This window comes from Bacilli bacterium (assembly GCA_036381315.1).
Lineage (GTDB): Bacteria > Bacillota > Bacilli > Paenibacillales > KCTC-25726 > DASVDB01.
Genome location: DASVDB010000181.1, coordinates 1 through 17,729, shown reverse-complemented (window position 1 = coordinate 17,729; position 17,729 = coordinate 1). Strand labels below are relative to the sequence as shown.

Sequence of the window (17,729 nt, the reverse complement as noted above, 5' to 3'; positions counted from 1 at the left end):
AGCGGGTTTACAATTTGATCATTGATATGGAAGAGCATCGCCGCATTTTGCCCAGGCAGTTTGCGTCACTGGACGTGTTGGAAGGCGGTAAGGGGGCGGGAACGGTGTTCCGCCTGACAATGAAAGTGATGGGCTCTCGCTCCTCGCTTATCATGACCTTGTCGGAACCGGAGCCCGGTCGAATTGTGCAGGAGCAGGACCAATCCGCGGGAGTTACGACAATTTGGAAGCTGATTCCCGAATCCGGGGATGGTTGCATTCTCCGGCTCACTTCGCAATTCCCCAAAAAGCCGGGGTTCGCCGGTTGGGCGGAGCGACACGTAACGTCTTCGCTGCTCCGTTCGATCTATAATCGAGAACTGCAAAACATGGATGAATATTTGACAACAGGTTCTTTAACAAAGAAGTAATTGAAACGACAAATAGCGTCTGCTGTGACTGTTAGCGTTGTGCAGGGGGGCGGCCTCCCTGTTTTAGCGTTTGCAGTGAGCGCTGGGCAGTGAGCGTTGTGCAGGGAACGTTTGCAATAGTGCGGGTGTTGGTAGCTGACCGCCTAAAAGGGGGTGGTTTAGACACGGCACATGAAAACTGAATCTTAACCAGGAAAGGAAGGCCGTCTCATGAATGTATGGTTGTTTCTTCATCTGGCGGGCGTCGTATTATTTGCAGGAAATATAGTTACGGCGGCTTTTTGGAAAGTTCGGGCGGATTTGCGGAAAAACCCAGCCGTCATTCATCACACGGTAAAAAACGTGATGCTGGCCGATTTTGTGTTCACGCTTCCCGGACTCATTCTTATCGTCATTTCCGGTATCGTCATGGCTATTCGAGCGGGAGTATCCATGCATGGGTTCAATTGGCTCACACTATCGCTCGTATTATTGGCTATTACAGGCGTTGTCTGGCTAACGATTCTCATTCCTTTGCAGCAGGCCATGATTCGCCATAGCGCTGCTTTCATCAAGAGCGGCAGCCTTCCTGATGCGTATATTAAAGCGTCGCGTTTATGGGCTGTTTTTGGCATGATTGCCACTTTGCTGCCGGCTGTGATTCTTTACCTCATGATTGCGAAAAACTTCTAGCCATAGCAACAGACCTGTGCCCCACAGGACAAAGGCGGCTCCGAACCCAACAACAGACATGTAGGTATGGATGGGATGCTTTCCCAGCGTGATTTCCCCAGGCACAAATAACCATGTCACGACGGCGAGCAAACAGAGGAGCGCACCCGTGCAATGATAGAGTTTAACTCGAAAAAGAAAGGCCAATGGAAAAAAATGAATACCGACAATAAGAGCTACCGGAAGAGGAATAAGTTCGGGGTGACGGGCGGCGTTGCAGACGGCAATCGTGATTGCTATCGCTAAGCCCTCAGTTGCGAATACGAAGTTAAACCAGAACCGCGTACGCTTCGCAAGCTTTTCGTCAGTTTTGATGGCACGTTCGGGCAGTTTTCTCGCTGCGCTTACCAGCGAACCGAAACTGCCATCAATGCGGCAACGGTTATTTTCCAAATAGCGCTGTGATAATTGCTGCAATATTTGGCTTGCGAATTTTCCGCAAATTCAACTCCGGGGCACAAGGAGAATCGCTTTCAGTTTTTTTCCCAGCCGCAGATCTTAGAAGATGAATAGAAGCGTTTCATACTATAACTTTGCTAGCGGAACGGGAGTTACGCGCTAACGGACGCAGCAGAGGCTATTTGCCGAAAAAAGGCTGTGCAAAAAATTTGACGGACGTCACAGCGGCTATTCGCTTATTTTTCACCTGAATACCGCACAAAGTGCTAAAATAAGCGCGCCTGCGTCCGTTAAACTTGAAAACCGGGCGTAAAACCCATAATAGCCTCTGTCACGTCCGTTAGAGAAATCATCGACCGTAAGCACATAATCCTGTTCGATTCTTCTTGTTTCTCTTATGCCAACCTGTTCACCGGTCACGATCTGATGCGCATGTTCGAATACAGGCGCATATTTTCTTAAAAACCGGACTTGCGCCAGTACATTTTTACGCCCCTCGATTGCGCCGCCTATTTGCCTATTAAAGCGCAGGAATTTGATTTGGATATTGAGCCGGTAGCATTTACGGAAAAAGAATATGACGAACGGTTGGGTATCGTTGACAAGATTTTGAGAACCGGCATTGATATTCAAGATGCGGACACCAAATAGGAAATGACAATCAAGAACTTGCGGATAACTCGTCTATCGCTTCATGCCGGATTTTCGATAATATAACGGTGAATGACCGGTAATGGTCTTGAACACCCTGCCAAAATGCGTGACGCTGCCAAAACCAACCTTTTTCGCTATAAGGCCGGCTTTAAGCGAAGTATGCTCCAAAAGCTTCTTTGCTTCCTTGACTCGGACGCTGTGCAAATACTCTACGAATGTAAAACCCGTCGCTTCTTTAAAAAAGCGGCTTAAATAATACGGACTCACAAAAAATTTCTCTGCCGTCAATTGCAGCGTCAACGGTTCCATATAATGCCTGTTCATATAACGGGCAACCTCGGAAATTCGCTCGTGCATCGGGCTAGGGGATTCCAACATCTCATGGTTTGCCTGCCTAAGATTTCGGAAGCAAAGCATGATCATTTGTATGACCAAAATCTGCGCAAAACTCTCGAAGCCGAACTTTTTATCCTGTATCTCTTGAACGATGTCGCGAGCGAGCTTATCGACGGAAAGCCGGTCATATGGGGAACACCTCAAAACCACATACTCATTGTCATACAGCGGTCGGAGTATATCCGCACTGGAGCGGCAAACCGAAGCAAACAGGTCTTCATGTATATTGACGACAAGCCGCTCGTGCCTGGAGACGGCCGCATTTGTCGTCCTGTGCAGGATATTGGGCGAAATAACGACAACATCCCCCTCGCGAATCACCATCGTGCGATCTTTTATGAAAAATTCCCGTTGACCGGACATCAAGTAATGAATTTCGTATGTACTGTGGAAGTGACTGAGCGGCATATGGTGGCTTTGCGCTTTGCGATAGGATATGGAAAACGTACCCTCGACATTTTCAAACAGAGTTTCGTCCATCCTTAACTCCCCACTCCTATTGCCATACTATAATTAAAATTCTCTAGTTAAAAACGGCAAAATATAAGATAAAATCACTCGTTCAGGCAAAAATTGTACAAATATTTGTGCTAAGCTAACCGTAAACAAAAAGGGGAGATGAATGCAATGAAACAACCTCTTACGCCTATTCAATGGGCTGAAAAAGCATGTGAGGCCATCATGGCAAAATTTGAGCCGGAATTGTTACCGCCAAACCGTTTCCACTATCACCAGGGCGTTTTTCTGTCCGGTATGGAGAAATGCTGGCGGGCAACCGGGAATAAACGCTATTTCGACTATATCAAAAGATGGGTGGACAGCCAGGTTCTTGCGGATGGCAGCATTAAACACTTCAACTCCGATGAATTGGACGATATCCAACCCGGTGTACTCCTCTTCAATCTGTACGAGCAAACGGGGGACGAACGATATAAGAAAGCTCTTTATACGCTCGTTCCGCTGTTAAAGTCATGGCCGACCAACCCATCTGGCGGATTTTGGCACAAGGGGCGTTGCCCGAATCAAATGTGGCTGGACGGGTTGTATATGGCTGGGCCGATCGCCGTCCAGTTTGGCCGGACATTCGGCGAAAGCGAATATTTCGACATGATGACTTTTCAAGCGCTCTTGATGGCCAAACACACGAAGGATCCCGTTACGGGCTTGCTGTACCACGGTTGGGATGAAACAAAAGCCGCGGCTTGGGCGGACCCTGCAACCGGCTTGGCCCCCGAGTTCTGGGGCCGCGCCATCGGATGGTATCCGGTTGCACTGCTGGAAATGTTTGATTATCTGCCCGCTGACCATAAAGATAAACCGGCGTTGGTTCATATCCTGCAGGACCTTCTCGTTGCCTTGACGAAATACCAGGATGCCGCCACAGGCTTATGGTACCAAGTCGTTGACAAGGGTGATCGTCCCGATAATTGGTTGGAAAGCTCCTGCACGGCGTTATACGTTCATGCGATTGCCAAAGCCGTGCGCATGGGCTTCCTGGATTCCGGATATCTACCATATGCCTGGAAGGGCTATCAAGGGATAATTGATATGCTGAAGTTCGATGAGAACGGCCGCGTGATCATCGGGAATATTTGCATCGGCACCGGTATCGGCGACTATGCGCACTATATCGCCCGGCCCACGAGCGAGAACGACTTGCACGGCGTCGGCGCGTTCATTCTCATGTGCGCAGAAATGAGCCGAGCGCAAAGTGCGGCGAACTAGGACATAAAACGGCATGATAAATTTCACTTCAGATCGGCAGGCGGCCAAGGCATTTTAATTCCCCGGCTTGGTTAGCGCATGCGCATCATAATCGAACTTTTTGCCTTCAAGCAGGCCGCAAAGCGATCTGGCCACGCGGACTTCAAGCATATTTTCACCCTCCCGCAAAATGCTGCTGTCGCCGCGCCAGCAATAAGGCGTCCAGGCTCGCACACCCAGCGGCTGTCCATTAATTCGGACTTCCAGCGTATCGTGCAGCACTTCGTCGCCTTTTGCAAACCGCAAATCGAATAGAGGTTCACGCGGCAGGCGATCAAGTGTGAAGCTGCGCCGATATGCGACTACGCCGGGGTAATGCGGATACCCGGCCGATTCGTCTCCGACCGGTGCGCCTTGCTCAGGCATAGCGACAATTACGGGATTCGCGGCATGCTCGGCAAATTCAACGCCAAAATCCCCCATCAGGTAAAAAGGCTCCAGCAGGCCGTGATCATCCCGCCCAATTTCGACCTTCAGGGTCAGCCGGTTCATTCCCGGCATTAGCAGCGGGCGGATATTCATGACAACATTGTGCTGATCATACACAAACCGGGTTTTCGCATCCTTCCAGGACAGCAGTTTCCCGTTTAGATAGATGGCACTTTTGCCCGCGACCGCCCCGCGATCCATTAACAACGAACAGGTATTGGGCATGTGTTGGACAGTAAATTCCGTTTCATACCGTACCTGGAGCGGATAAGCGAGGGCGATGCGAATCGGCGTGCCGAACATTTGCCGAAAGCGCAGCGGGAAAGTCTGGCATTCGGCCAAATCGGCGCATTGGTCGATAAACGTCTTCGGCATAATGGGGAACGCCCGATCCGCATTCGGCAAATACAATCGATATTGCTCCAGCCGGGCGATGTTTTCCTGCGGCAGTTCGATTCTCCAGTTACCGGAAGGATCGAGCAGCAACGCCCAAGCCGTCTCTTTAACAACCGCACGCTTTTGGGACGGAGCGGTATCCGTTTCAAGCAAACAGGATTCGTATGGTGCAAGTCGAACCGGAATCATCCATTGGCCGTCACGGTACCCGGCGGCGAGCGATGCTGCAGCTCCCGTTTCCGGATTCAGTTTGAAAAAACCGGTGAAATCCGTATTTTTGCCGGCAAGTTTCAGCCACCCCGAGATTTCGCGGTTTTCCTGGTTGCTCAAAAAAACAAGCGAACCGCCATCCGGCAACCGGCGATGCTGTAATAACAGGCTATCCGAATCCCCATCGACAAGCACGCTTGCTTTCCGAAGCGGAAGGGAATCAAGCAACTTGTGCAACTTGTTGGATGCATCCGTCGCAAAGCGCCCGTTCCGGCACGGAATAAAGTGAGCGTTCCTCTTCCCTTCACCGGAAGTACCGCCACTTGGCGCCGAGCTGACTATATCTTCCTGCTGCCAATAACCACAATCGTCTTGCGCTGACAAGCCGAACATCCTTCGTATTTCATCGCCCGTATTCCGTCCCGCTTCGATCCGCTCGTAGGGGAGGGAGCCGATAGCGATCACGGTTCCTCCGCCGGCAATGAATGCTTTGATCTTGTCCCAGGCGGCTCCTTCCAAATTGGCAAGCGGCGGCAGCAGCAAAACGGAATAACAGGCCTTGCCCAAAAATATTCTCCCCTTCGCAACTTGTGCCGTCGCCAAAAGTTCAGGGTCAAGATGATCATAGCCGTACCGGTGGAGATCAAGCCATTTGGTGAGTTCTGTCCAATCCTTGAGCATTGCCTGCAAACGGTTTTGTTCCGCTTCGTTTTCCCCCATATAGTGAAAATCTTGCAGCGGATTGCCCATGTGCGTCCATAGACTGGTAATCGGCGCCAGCACCGCTAGCGGCCTCTCTTCGTCGCCCTGGCTCAACGCATAGCTGATTCTGCCGACATAATCCCCAAGCAGCCGAAAATGGGGCCAATACGAATTTTGCAAAAACTGCGAGGGCGGCGCATCATATTTGGTTAGCCCGTTCAACGTGTAAAAGAAGGCGTGAAAATTGAAAAAGTTAATGCCAAGCGAAGCCAGCCGGTCGATCATCCATTTGGCATCCTGCAACGTCATCGACCAGCCGACGCTGTGGAAGCACTCTATCAGGGCGCGGGAACTGCCCAACTGTCTGGCCAGGGAGCTGACCATGCGCGGATTCGAACGAATGCTGGCGGCGTAGCGGTCGAGAATCCACGCAAGCGGCCGCCCGATCTTTTCATGTGCGCTATCCCCGCCGGGTATATGGCTGTGTAGCTGTGTGGTCATCCGCACCGACGGCACTTCCGCGACATACTGCAAGCCGTTTGCGGCACACCAGTCATGGATCGGTTTATGGTAATTTTCCCGCAGCAAGTGATGAATGGTTTGAAAATAATCATAACGAATTTGTGGAGTATTTTCCCCGTCGGCAACCAGCAGGGCATATAAATGTTCCCGCAGATCATAACCGTTACGCTCAAGAAAGCTTTCCGCCAGTGCGGGCGACCAGGGGATCCTGCCCAGCAGACCGGTTTCGTCCGTAAACACGCCCTTGATCGTTCCGCCAAAAAATTCGCCCAACTCCCGCTTGTAGCGCTCGTGCGTCAACCTGATAAACGCCTCGGTCGCTTCGCGGCGACAAGGATCGACATACGTCCCGTAATATTTGAAATCCGCAATTTCTTTTTCCAGAAACACGTGGATTTCCCACTGCCCGTTAGGCGCCTGCCAAACCAGCCGTTTCACAGGCCCATAAGTAAAGAAACGTTTTTCATTATAGGAGGTAAGGCCCGATTTCTGAAAAACGTTTTCGGCTTGCCAATTGCCGATACATTCGCGCAAATCGGTGGCCCGATTCCACATTCTGCCCATTGTTTTGTCCACCGGCACCGCCTTGGCAAACAGGACTCTGGCCCAGGGGAGGTTAATCCGCACCACCTCGCCGCCGTTTGCCGCCTGCATGCAATGTTCCAACGTGTACTGCTTGCATTCAGGCAGTTCAAGCGTCACTTCTCCGCCGGCGATCCCGCTCGGATAGGGATACTCGTCGTAAAGCCAAACGTGCATTCCTTTTTCCTTCGCTGTTATCACCGCGAGTTTTACTTTCCGAAACCACGTTGCGGACAAATAAGGCACTTGCAATCCTTGTCTGGCGCAAATAAAAAATCCGCCGATGCCTTTGTCCGCCATTTCGCCGATTTGTTTGACTATTTCAGCGTCATCCATCTCGCCGTTCCAGAACCAGAACGGGTGGATGCGGTATTCGGCGGACGGATTTTGCCATACGGCACGATTCAACACGGGCAAAACTCCTTTCATGCGCTACAATTCCTTCATCCACATGTCTTTATATTGACTGGGCGAGTAACCTACATGCTTCCTGAAAATCCGGTTAAAATAACTCGCCTGATAGCCCGATTTCCGGGCGACCTCGCCAACCTTCAAATCCGTCTCGCGCAATAGCCGCTTGGCATGTTCCATCCTCAGTTCGGTCAAATATTCTATAAAATTGAGACCGGTAGTTTTCTTGAAAGCTTTGCTCAGGGAATACAGGCTTATGCCCGCTTCATCGGCATAGTAGTCCAACGAAATCTCATTCATGAAATGTTCACGCATATGCGTAATGATCCGCTCTACGATTTGTTTGGTGTACAAATCCTGCCTGCTTTTCATTTCTTGCATATATGGTTTTACCAGAGTTTGCTCAAACCAATGGAGAAAATCCGGTATTTTTTTCAGCCGTAGGCACGCTTCATAAAGATTTTCTTCCGGAAGCTGGTGCAAGTTGAAGCCGGAACGCATCATCTCGTGCAGCATGCTGCCAAGCAAATGCAGCATTCCTTGCCGGATGAATAGTTCGGTGGCGTTATGTCTGGACAGTTCCTGGAGGAATTGCCCCAACAAACGGACGACTTCTTCCTCCGATTTGGTACGAAGCGCCTGCAGGATCGTCCTCTCCAGGACGAACGGATAGTGCGGTTCATTTTCTCTTTTAATGTCCAGGCTTGCCGCGTCGATGATCTGGTTATGATATTGCGTATTGCGATAGCTTAAAGCCTGCCGGGCCTCTTCGAACAAATCGGGTACTTCGTTTACTTGCGATTTGACATTGCTGACGGCTATTGTGACCTTAAGCCGCAAAATATTGTTGATCGCGGTAATCATTTCCTGGCACAGCGCATCCAACATGGCTTTTGCCGAAACGGTCTGACGGTCTGCGAACAGACAGAGGAGCAACCCGATCGTCAAATCATGAAAATTTAATACTTGGAATTGGGCGAATTTGCCGCTGGTCAACTCCTCCATAATATTCGCCGCCGCAAATGACGCCAGCGCCTCGTCATCACCGGAAAATTTGCCGCCTTCGCTGTCAAAATCGGTAATTTGCATAACCAAAGCCACGTATTGTTGCTTTTTCACATCCCAACCATAACGCGCCAACCTTTCCCTGATTTCTTTCTCCGACAAGGAATACAGGGACCCTTGCGCCAACTGAAGCAGAAAGCCTTCGCGGACATGATGGATTTGCACATTTAATTGTTTTTGTAAGGCTTGCCTCTCACCGGCCAGCGTCCGCCAATGCATTTCGATCAACTTGAATTCGTCTTCCGGAGCGTTTTCGGCAATGGGGACAAGCGCCCCCGCCAGATTTTTCACTAATCTTTTGACCGGTGAATAGAGCCTGTGCGAACCGAACCAGGCCAGCAAGAAGGCCAGAAACAAGCAAGCCAGACTGATGCCAAGCATGAGCTTGGATACAAATTCGACCGGGCCGATAATGGCATCGAGCGGAGTAGCCGACACATAGGACCAATTCATCCCCGGCCGCAGGAACTTTGCATAGGAAACGGCATATTTATTGCCATGCCAATTAAAGAGAAAAGTGCTCTTTTCAGGATGCAGAAGCACTTCTTCGCGCAGCTTTTTCTCCAGTTCAGTCGGAATCTGGTTTTCCGTATCGGTAAAAATAAAATTGTCCTGCTGGTCCAACAGAAACGCAGCGCCGCCGTCGGCAGCGGAAAGAGTACCGACCAAATCGGCGATCTTTCGCGGATTCATTACCAGCACAAGCTCGCCAAACGGTTTCGGTGCGTCGCCGGGGATTTTGTATACTAACGATATCGCCTTTTCATTTGCGGGAGTTTTTGCGTTTAGCCGCTTGATCGTCCGTGTCCAAAACAGATTTTTTTCTTGCCGTTTTAAGTGATAAGTGTCGATCAATTCCCGGCTCGGAGTAAAATAAACGTCCGGCGTGAATAACAGGGGTTGCGGTTTCTCAAGCAACAGTTGCGCCTGGCCGATCAGGTTATTGGATCCCTCCATTACCAATAACGTAGCATAAATGTTTCGAATCCTTTGATAGCCAAAAATAAAATCCAAATGTGCGAGTACGTTGCCAAACTGGGGATCAAACGCCCAGTGTTCGATTAACACTTCCAGGTTGGCCAACTGTCCGTCAATATTGCTCGCTGCCCGCTCCAACTGTTTCTGATGCAACTCCTGAAGCCGCGCTTCCATTTGTCCCCGTCCGGCCAGAAAGGTACCAAGGCCGATAATGAAACTGGGAACGCAGGCCACAAGCAGGATCGTAACCAGACTTTTGCGGTAAAAGCTGCCCCGCAGAAAACGTCTAATCGGTTGAAACATCAGCCTTCCACTGAAATGCCGCATCAGATCACCCTTTGGAGATTACTTGCCTTAACAAGAAATTGCGCTTCTCCACGCCGGCGGCTATGGCAGAACATGGAGAAGCGCATCATGCCGGGTATTATTTGTTGGATGTCCGTGCTTTGTATGCTTCGTTCATTTCCTTAATAATCTGTTTCATATGTTCATCGTTTTTCAGTTTATCGACGAAACTGTCCCAAGCCGAGATCGGCTGCGCTCCTAAAATGATCTTGACTTTCAAATCCTGCATATTTTTCTGGATTTCCGGCAGATAGGTTTGGGCAGTTTGCGAGTACAAACCGATACTTACATCCGCTACGCTGCTGTTCGCTCGGTCGTCCTGAACCTGTTTATACAACTTTTGCATATCTTCGGGGAAGTAATCCTTGGACGTGCTGGCATATTGATCGGAAACATAGACGATTTGGTTGTATTCCCCAAGGGCGTCTTTCTGGTAATTATCGGCGATTTGCACTTTTACGCCGTTTTCCACCTTGTAGTCGCGGCCTTCGATACCCCATTTTTGATAAGCGAACACTTCCGGGTTCATCCATGTATTTACCATCGCCAGAATTTTCTTCATTTTGTCTTCCGGAACGCTCTTGGGAATGGCTGAAATACCGGCAAAGCCCGGTCCTTTCGGATTATAATTATTGATGCTCGTGATTGGATAAAATGCGTCCAATTTATTGAGATTCGGATCGTTTTGCTCCATCACGCTGTAGTAATCCTTCGCCGTACCGGTTTTATCCACGATCATGCCCGCTTTGCCGGATTTATAAATATCTTTCATTTGGCTTAATTGCAAGGAGGCCACATCCGCAGGCAATAACCCGTCATTATAGGCATTCGCCAAATACTGCAACGCTTCCTTTTCCTCCGGTAGAAAAGCTGTAAATTCGAGTTGATCGCCGTTTGCTTTCCAAAATCCGTTCGCCCCGGTAAAGATGCCTTCAAATGGCCCGAACGAACCCATGTCAGCTGCGTTGAAATAGCCTGTAAACCCGATATGATCTTTGCCGGTCGCTTTAAATGCCTTCATTGCCTCATATAACTCGTCGGACGTTGTCGGAATTTTGAGCCCCGCCTGATCCAGCCAATCCTTTCGGACGACGAAAAAGGCATCGCCTTCGGACGGGCGCGGGCGCGGAATGCCGTAATTTTTCCCGTCCTGCATTTTTGTCAACTCCCAGGCGGTTTCGGAAATTCCCGAGATCAGATTTGGATAATCCTTATAGTACGGAGTGATATCCCAAAAAGCGCCATGCTCTACAGCATTGCGGAACACCGGGCTAAAGGGATCGTCGATTGTGATCAGATCGGGGATATTGCCGGAGGCCAGCGTAACATTCAGTTTGTCATTGTAACTGTTCGCCGAAACCCATTGGATATCCAACTCGGTATTGGTTGCTTCTTCTATTTTCTTTTGCACCTCACCGTTCGCATCCGGTGGAGCCGCGCCGAAGAAGTGGCTCATAATGGTAACTTTGGTCGGCTGCGCAGCATTGCTGCCGGCTGTATTGTCCGGCTTCTCCCGGGCGCCGTCCGTCGCCTTGGAGCCTGTGCCGCCGCACGCGGTCAATGCGGTAGCCAGTGCGAATAAAAGGATAAGACCGCATAAAGCCGTTTTTTTCTTCAATAACTTGAACAAGGAAATTCCTCCTTTTTAATTGACTTGCTTCATGATGACCGAAATATGTCACCCTTTCACGGAGCCCAGCATTACACCTTTGGCAAAATGCTTTTGCAGAAACGGATAGACAAACAGAATCGGCAACGTCGTTATAACCACGGCTGTCATTTTCAGAGTCTGTGTGGGCGGCGGCTGCCTGAGCGGATCCGCTTCGGCCAGGCTGCTTCCCGCCGAGTCGTTCAAAATATTTTGCAAAAGCAGTTGAATCGGCCATTTGTGAAAGTCATTGATGTATAAAAGCGCGTTGAAATAGACATTCCAGTATTCAACAGCAAAAAACAACCCGAAAGCAGCGAGCGCAGGCATGGACAGCGGAAGAATAATGCGCACCCAGGCGATAATATCATTGCATCCGTCGATTGCGGCGGCTTCTTCCAAACCGGTCGGGATATGATCGAAAAAACTCCGCATCAAAATTACATACCAGCCGCTGGACAAGGCCGGCAGTATTAAAGACCAAATACTGTCGATCAGGCCCAGATCGCGGACCAGCAAATAGTTGGGGATAATCCCGGGGTTAAATAAAATCGTAAACAGTATCAGCAGTGTAAACAGTCTCCGCCCTTTCAGTCTTTTTCGGGAAAGCGCATAAGCCAGCGCGGAGGTAACGGTCAAGCTGCAGGCTGTTCCCACCACCGCCAAAAAAGCGCTTACACCTACGGAATGGATAAATGATCCGTTCAGCATAAGATAGCGGTATGCATCCAGCGTCCATTTCTCGGGCAGCAGCACGATGCTTTTGCGTACAAACTCCGCGGGATCGGTGAACGACACGATAAAAACGTAATATAGCGGGAACAGCGTTGCCACCGCAATCAACCCCAACAAGCCCGAATTCACTGTCTGAAACAAACGATCACCGATTCTTGTCACGCTTTCACCTCCTTTCTAATAGATTCCTTCTTCGCCCCAGCGTTTTGCCAGGCGATTGGCCAGCACGATGAGGATTAGGCCGATAACCGATTTGAACAGACCTACCGCTGTGCTGAAACTGAACTGTCCTTGTTGAATTCCAACGCGATAAACGTAGGTATCGAATACGTCCGCGACGTCCGAGACTGCACCGTTGTACATCAGGTAAACCTGCTCAAAGCCGATGTCCATGATATGCCCCAGCCGGAGAATAAGCAGAACAACAATCACATTGCGGATAGCCGGCAGCGTCACGTGCCACATTTGCCTAAACCTTCCGGCCCCGTCCATCCGCGCCGCCTCATACAACTGCGGGTCGACGCCGGCTATTGCGGCCAAAAAAATGATCGTGCCCCAACCGGATTCTTTCCAAATGGACTGAATGGTCAGGATGATCCAAAAAAGCTTGGGGCTTGTCAAGAATGGAATCTTGGCAAATCCCATTGCCTGCAGCAATTGGTTAATGATACCGTTTGAGGCGGAAAGCATGACCAGCGTCAGACCGATTATAATGACCCATGACAGAAAATGCGGCAAATAAACGATCGATTGCACGATCCGCTTGTACCAATTCCGCCTGACCTCGTTTAAGAGCAGCGACAGGACAATCGGCAACGGGAAGAAAAACAGCAGATTCATCGCGTTGATAACCAACGTATTGCGAAATAGCATCCAGAAATCCTGGTTGGTAAAGAAACGCACGAAGTGCTGAAAACCAACCCATCTGCTATGCAGGATGCCGTCAAACGGCGAATAATCCTGAAAGGAGATGATGATGCCATACATCGGAAGGTATTTGAAAACCAGAAAAAAAAGCAACCCGGGCAAAGCCAATAAATATAAATATTTATCGCGTTTTACCGCTCGAGCGATGGGGCGCATCCAGCCGCCAAAGTTTGGCTGCCGCCCGCCGGGTCGTTTTCGTCGTCTGAACGCCGCGATCATTTCAGATTGGCTCATCTCTTCACTCCCTCCGCCGGAGTATTGCGATCGCTTTCGCAACTCCAAAATAAAGCAGCGCGCCGGGATGCCGCAACCATACTTTTTTGCCGAGTGTGAAGCCCATAATCTGTATTTTTTTGCCCGTTCATACTTTTTTGCCTGTGCAAAGGGCGCTTGTTTCGGCTTCTTGCCGGAATTTATCATGTTAAATATACCTGGGGGTTCGCAACCGGAAGGAAAATGCGGAAGGGTACGAACAGGAAAAGTGCAAATAAAAAGGCGGCATCTGCAAGATGCCGCGCCAGTTGCTTATCGTGAGGCCGTTGATTTGGTATGCGCAACGATCCGCCATTTATCCGCCGTAAAAAAATCCCGTCTCTTTCAACGTCAGCGGTTCGCCTTCGCGCAGGACGCCGGCGTTCACTACCTCGCCAATGTAAATAAAGTGATCGCCCTTTTCCACCTTTTCCACGACTTTGCATTCGAAAAAGCGGAGCGCATCCTTAAAAATCGGACAACCCGTTTCTTCCGTGTAAAATTCATAACCGGCCAACTTGTTGCCCTCCGGTTCAACGGAACGGAAAAAGGCGGTCGCCATATCTTTTTGACCCGACTCCAAAATATTCACGCTGAAAACTCCGGTGTTTGCTATTTGTTGTTGCGAGCGATTGCCGGCTTTGACCGCTACGGCCACCAAAGGCGGCTCGAACGAAGTTTGCGTCAGCCAGTTTCCCGCAAACCCGTTTACGCCGTTTTCGTCTTTGGTTCCGACTACATAAAGGCCGTATGAAATACCGCGCAAAGCGACTTTTTTGGCTTTGGCATCCATCCTGGGATCACTCCTTTTGTTTGATAGTACGATATATTCATTATAACCGGATTATATTTATAAATGTCGGTCGGTGCAATTAATACGGCTTTCTAAACAGATTGAAATCTCCGCCCTTGTTGCCGCCTTTTGTCAGGTTCGGCCGGGCCAGGCGCGTTTTTTCCAACTGCAAGTAATAGTCATAGTCAATAAATCGTTTGCATCTGTACAGGGTAAAAACGCCCAAAACAATCTGCAAAATACCCGCCAGCGTAAACAACACAGTGGAATCCTTAAGAAAAAAGTAACCGAGGAAAAGAATCACTTGCGCAAGCAATATTCTTGCATCTAGGGCAATGATGGCGAGGGCAAATGTCAAAATTGCCAAAATCAAAAAGGCGTGAGCCGGCATGCTGCTTTGCCTCCCTTTTATTTAGCGGTTGATTTTATCTGTCACCTCATATTGTCCGGCTATCGGCCGGCTTCCGCCTTGATGAAGATCAACTTGCTTGCGCATCGCCCGGGCGGGGGTAAAACGGACGCCTTTACGCCTGCGTCCTTTTTTTCGCCAAACGCGCCTTTGCCATTTCCCGCAACTTGAATTTCTGAATCTTTCCCGTGCCGGTCAACGGCCATTCGTCGGCGGTGACGAACCAAATGTAACGCGGCACTTTAAATCGGGCGACGCGTTGTTTGCACCAGTCCAGAATCTCGCGCTTCGTGCAGCTTGCTTGCTGCTTCAGTTCAATGAAGGCCGCTCCCGTTTCCGTGGTGAGCGCGTCGGGGACGCCGACAATATAGGCTTGCGCCACGGCGGGGTGAAGCGAGATCGCATCTTCCACTTCCTTCGGCGCTACCGTTTCGCCGGAAACTTTGTAAAGATCCTTGCTCCGTCCCAGCAATTGAATGTAACCATGCTCATCAATGCGGCCCAAATCGCCGCTGCGCAGCCATCCGTCTTTATCGATAGCGGCCGCGGTCTCGGCAGGCTTTTTATAATAACCGCGCGTCACGACGTTGCCGCGTACCGCAAGCTCGCCAACGGAACCGGCGGGCAAATCGTTGCCGGTGTCGGCGTCGATGACTTTGTATTGCACGCTGGCGCCGTCAAATTCGGGCGAGCCGGCTACGCCCGCGAGCTTGATTTTGCCGACGCGCGTGGAAATGACTTCAAGCGGGTCGCCGATTTCCGTCAGCATGGTGGTCGAAGACGCTTCCGTTCCGCCGCAGCCTGTCCCGATTTCCGTTACCCCCAGCATATCGACCGCTCGCTGCCAGAGCGGGACCGGCGCCGGCGCCGCGCAGCACAGGAGCGCATAGAGGTGCTGAAGGTTAAACTTATCAAGCTCGGGATGATTTAAAATGGCGACAAGCATGGAGGGAACGGCGAGAAAATCGTTGGCTTGATAGTTTTCCATCAACTGCAAGGATAAGAGCGGCGCAAAAGATTGGCAGGTAATCATGGCGCCCCCGACAAAAGAAACAGCCAAAAGCCCCTCCTGCAGAAAATAAACATGGTAAAAAGGCAAGGGCGCGAAGATTCGCCGATTGTCTTCGTAGGCGCGGCTTAAGCATGTGGCAAACCCCGAGCGCAGCATCATATCGTGCGTCAACATGACGCCTTTCGGCAAGCCGGTTGAGCCGGAAGTGTATATGATAGCGGCCACTTCGCTCGGGTACTCCGATTCGCGCCAGCGCTTTATCACGGCGGCGTCGGAAACCGTGGCCGCGCCCGCGACAAAGGTTGACCAGGCGACATAACAGCCGGGAATGGGTTCGTCGCCATTCGGAAGGCAGATTGCGGCTTTCAGTTGACTTCCGTCTTCGGTCGCCAGTTTTTCCACAATGGGCTGAATGGTTGCGGCATGGTTTTGCCCGCTCGCGTGTTGATGCAAGATGAGCCAGTTTGTATCCGATTGGCGGATCATGTAGTCCAGCTCTTCGCCGCGCAGCAGCGTGTTCAGGGGGACCGCCACCGCCCCGGTAAGGGAAATGGCCAAAATGAGGGCGATGAATTCCGGATCGTTAGCCATGAGAATGGCCACATGGTCGCGGCGGCGCACGCCGAGGTTGAGCAGTGCCTTGGCCAGTTCGAACGCTCGCTGCCACATTTGCCCGTATGTGACGGTGCAGTTCGGCATATGGAGCAAAGGGCGATTGTGGTAAGTTTTGCACTGTAGCGAAAAATGAGCGGCAAGCGTGCGGTTTTGCCAGACGGGAACTTTTTCCGAGAGGGCCAGGCGCCTTTCCTGAACGGTGGGTACAAACGTTTTCGGTTTGTTCATGCTGCATTCCTCCATCTGTTTCGGTTACGGCGCTTGCCAGATTAGGACGCCGTTTTGTCCGCCAAACCCGAACGAGTTGCTTAATGCGGTAGCAATTTTTTGCTTGCGGCTTGCGTTCGGCACCACGTCGGGCGGCGCTTGCTCATCTTTTTCCGCGCAATGCAGCGTCGCCGGGATTATTCCCGTTTCGATCGCTTTGATGCAAGCGGCGCTTTCGATTGCGCCCGCAGCGCCAAGCAGGTGGCCGATCGCTCCTTTGATCGAACTGACCGGAATGTTGTTTAGGCGTTCGCCAAAGACGGCGCGAAGAGCGTTTGCTTCCGCGATATCGCCGGCTTGTGTTGAGGTGGCATGGGCGTTGATATAATCGATTTCGGCCGCGCCAAGGCGGGCGGAGCGAAGCGCGCGCTCGATGGCCAGTACGGCGCCGGACCCTTGCGGATGGGGGGCCGTATCATGATAGGCGTCGTTCGACGCGCCATATCCGCCAAGCACCGCGTAAACATGCACGCCGCGGGCGCGGGCGCGTTCCAGGGGCTCCAGCACGAACAAAGCCGAACCTTCGCCCATGACCATGCCGGTCCGCTGTTTATCAAAGGGGCGCGACCAGGCGGACGCATCCTCGGGCCCGGTCGTTGCCAGCGCCCCGGCGTCGCGCAGACCGGATAAAAAGACCGGGGCCCATAAACTGTCCACGCCGCCCGCAAGCACAAAATCCACATCGTCGCGCCAGAACCAATATACCGACTCGCCAATCGCGTTGGCGGAGGCGGCGCAAGCCGTCACATAGGTGACGGATGGCCCGCGCAGGCCGTAACGGATAGCGATGGTTCCGGCGGCGGCATTCGGTATCGATTTTGAAATCAGCCGCGGCCCGACGCGCTTGGACGCCCCTGTCGCCAACCTGCCGGAGCCGATTTCCAGCGACTGGATTCCGCCGAACGCGGAGCCAAGCGCCGTTCCGACGCGGTCGGGATTAACGCCAGGTGACAGTTTATCGCCGTCTTTTTCCAGCAGTCCGGCGTCTGTTAAAGCCTCGGCAGCCGCAATCAGCGCCAACTGGGCAAATCTGTCCGTATCATTGACGAGTTTTCGCGGCAGATAGTCGGTGGGAACAAAATTCGGCACACGCGCCC

15 protein-coding genes are annotated in these 17,729 nt (G+C 51.3%); 3 read left to right on the top strand and 12 right to left on the bottom strand.

The annotated features are described in order from the left end of the window. Both VF260_13540 and VF260_13535 read left to right on the top strand, forming a co-directional pair. On the top strand, nucleotides 1-410 hold a 410-nt coding region (locus tag VF260_13540), incomplete at its 5' end, for an SRPBCC family protein (GenBank protein ID HEX7058206.1). A 210-nt stretch (nucleotides 411-620) separates the two neighbouring features. Next, on the top strand, nucleotides 621-1,082 hold the full coding sequence (locus tag VF260_13535; protein ID HEX7058205.1) for a DUF2269 family protein: 462 nt from the start codon (nucleotides 621-623) through the stop codon (nucleotides 1,080-1,082). On the opposite strand, the gene VF260_13530 is transcribed toward VF260_13535, so the two are convergent. The 3 genes from VF260_13530 to VF260_13520 form a co-directional block, all read right to left on the bottom strand. Further along, nucleotides 1,005-1,538, bottom strand: a complete 534-nt coding sequence (locus VF260_13530; GenBank protein HEX7058204.1) for a hypothetical protein — start codon at nucleotides 1,536-1,538, stop codon at nucleotides 1,005-1,007. The two genes, VF260_13535 and VF260_13530, sit on opposite strands and share 78 nt — an antisense overlap. Nucleotides 1,539-1,763: 225 nt before the next feature. Beyond that, nucleotides 1,764-2,153, bottom strand: a complete 390-nt coding sequence (locus VF260_13525; GenBank protein ID HEX7058203.1) for an FAD-dependent oxidoreductase — start codon at nucleotides 2,151-2,153, stop codon at nucleotides 1,764-1,766. Between the two features lie 51 nt (nucleotides 2,154-2,204). Then, on the bottom strand, nucleotides 2,205-3,050 hold the full coding sequence (locus tag VF260_13520; GenBank protein HEX7058202.1) for a helix-turn-helix domain-containing protein: 846 nt from the start codon (nucleotides 3,048-3,050) through the stop codon (nucleotides 2,205-2,207). Nucleotides 3,051-3,188: 138 nt separating this feature from the next. Between VF260_13520 and VF260_13515 the strand changes: the two genes are divergently transcribed. After that, nucleotides 3,189-4,295: a glycoside hydrolase family 88 protein gene (locus VF260_13515; GenBank protein HEX7058201.1), complete on the top strand. Its 1,107-nt coding sequence runs from the start codon at nucleotides 3,189-3,191 to the stop codon at nucleotides 4,293-4,295. A 54-nt stretch (nucleotides 4,296-4,349) separates the two neighbouring features. Here the strand turns inward: VF260_13515 and VF260_13510 are convergent, their stop codons facing one another. From VF260_13510 to VF260_13470, 9 genes are all read right to left on the bottom strand, one after another. Beyond that, nucleotides 4,350-7,604, bottom strand: coding sequence for a glycosyl hydrolase (locus VF260_13510; GenBank protein HEX7058200.1), 3,255 nt, complete (start codon nucleotides 7,602-7,604; stop codon nucleotides 4,350-4,352). Between the two features lie 3 nt (nucleotides 7,605-7,607). Further along, nucleotides 7,608-9,956, bottom strand: a complete 2,349-nt coding sequence (locus VF260_13505; GenBank protein HEX7058199.1) for a helix-turn-helix domain-containing protein — start codon at nucleotides 9,954-9,956, stop codon at nucleotides 7,608-7,610. Between the two features lie 97 nt (nucleotides 9,957-10,053). Further along, complete coding sequence (locus VF260_13500; protein HEX7058198.1) at nucleotides 10,054-11,604, bottom strand: extracellular solute-binding protein; 1,551 nt, start codon at nucleotides 11,602-11,604, stop codon at nucleotides 10,054-10,056. A 48-nt stretch (nucleotides 11,605-11,652) separates the two neighbouring features. Beyond that, nucleotides 11,653-12,519: a carbohydrate ABC transporter permease gene (locus VF260_13495; GenBank protein ID HEX7058197.1), complete on the bottom strand. Its 867-nt coding sequence runs from the start codon at nucleotides 12,517-12,519 to the stop codon at nucleotides 11,653-11,655. Between the two features lie 15 nt (nucleotides 12,520-12,534). Further along, complete coding sequence (locus tag VF260_13490) at nucleotides 12,535-13,440, bottom strand: ABC transporter permease subunit (GenBank protein ID HEX7058196.1); 906 nt, start codon at nucleotides 13,438-13,440, stop codon at nucleotides 12,535-12,537. 412 nt (nucleotides 13,441-13,852) lie between these two features. Further along, nucleotides 13,853-14,329 carry a flavin reductase family protein gene (locus VF260_13485; GenBank protein HEX7058195.1) on the bottom strand — a complete coding sequence of 159 codons (477 nt, stop codon included), beginning with the start codon at nucleotides 14,327-14,329 and terminating at the stop codon, nucleotides 13,853-13,855. Nucleotides 14,330-14,408: 79 nt separating this feature from the next. Then, complete coding sequence (locus VF260_13480) at nucleotides 14,409-14,720, bottom strand: hypothetical protein (GenBank protein ID HEX7058194.1); 312 nt, start codon at nucleotides 14,718-14,720, stop codon at nucleotides 14,409-14,411. A 133-nt stretch (nucleotides 14,721-14,853) separates the two neighbouring features. Beyond that, nucleotides 14,854-16,593 carry a class I adenylate-forming enzyme family protein gene (locus VF260_13475; protein ID HEX7058193.1) on the bottom strand — a complete coding sequence of 580 codons (1,740 nt, stop codon included), beginning with the start codon at nucleotides 16,591-16,593 and terminating at the stop codon, nucleotides 14,854-14,856. 24 nt (nucleotides 16,594-16,617) lie between these two features. Beyond that, a partial coding sequence (locus tag VF260_13470; protein ID HEX7058192.1) for a beta-ketoacyl-[acyl-carrier-protein] synthase family protein occupies nucleotides 16,618-17,729 on the bottom strand: 1,112 nt, incomplete at its 5' end.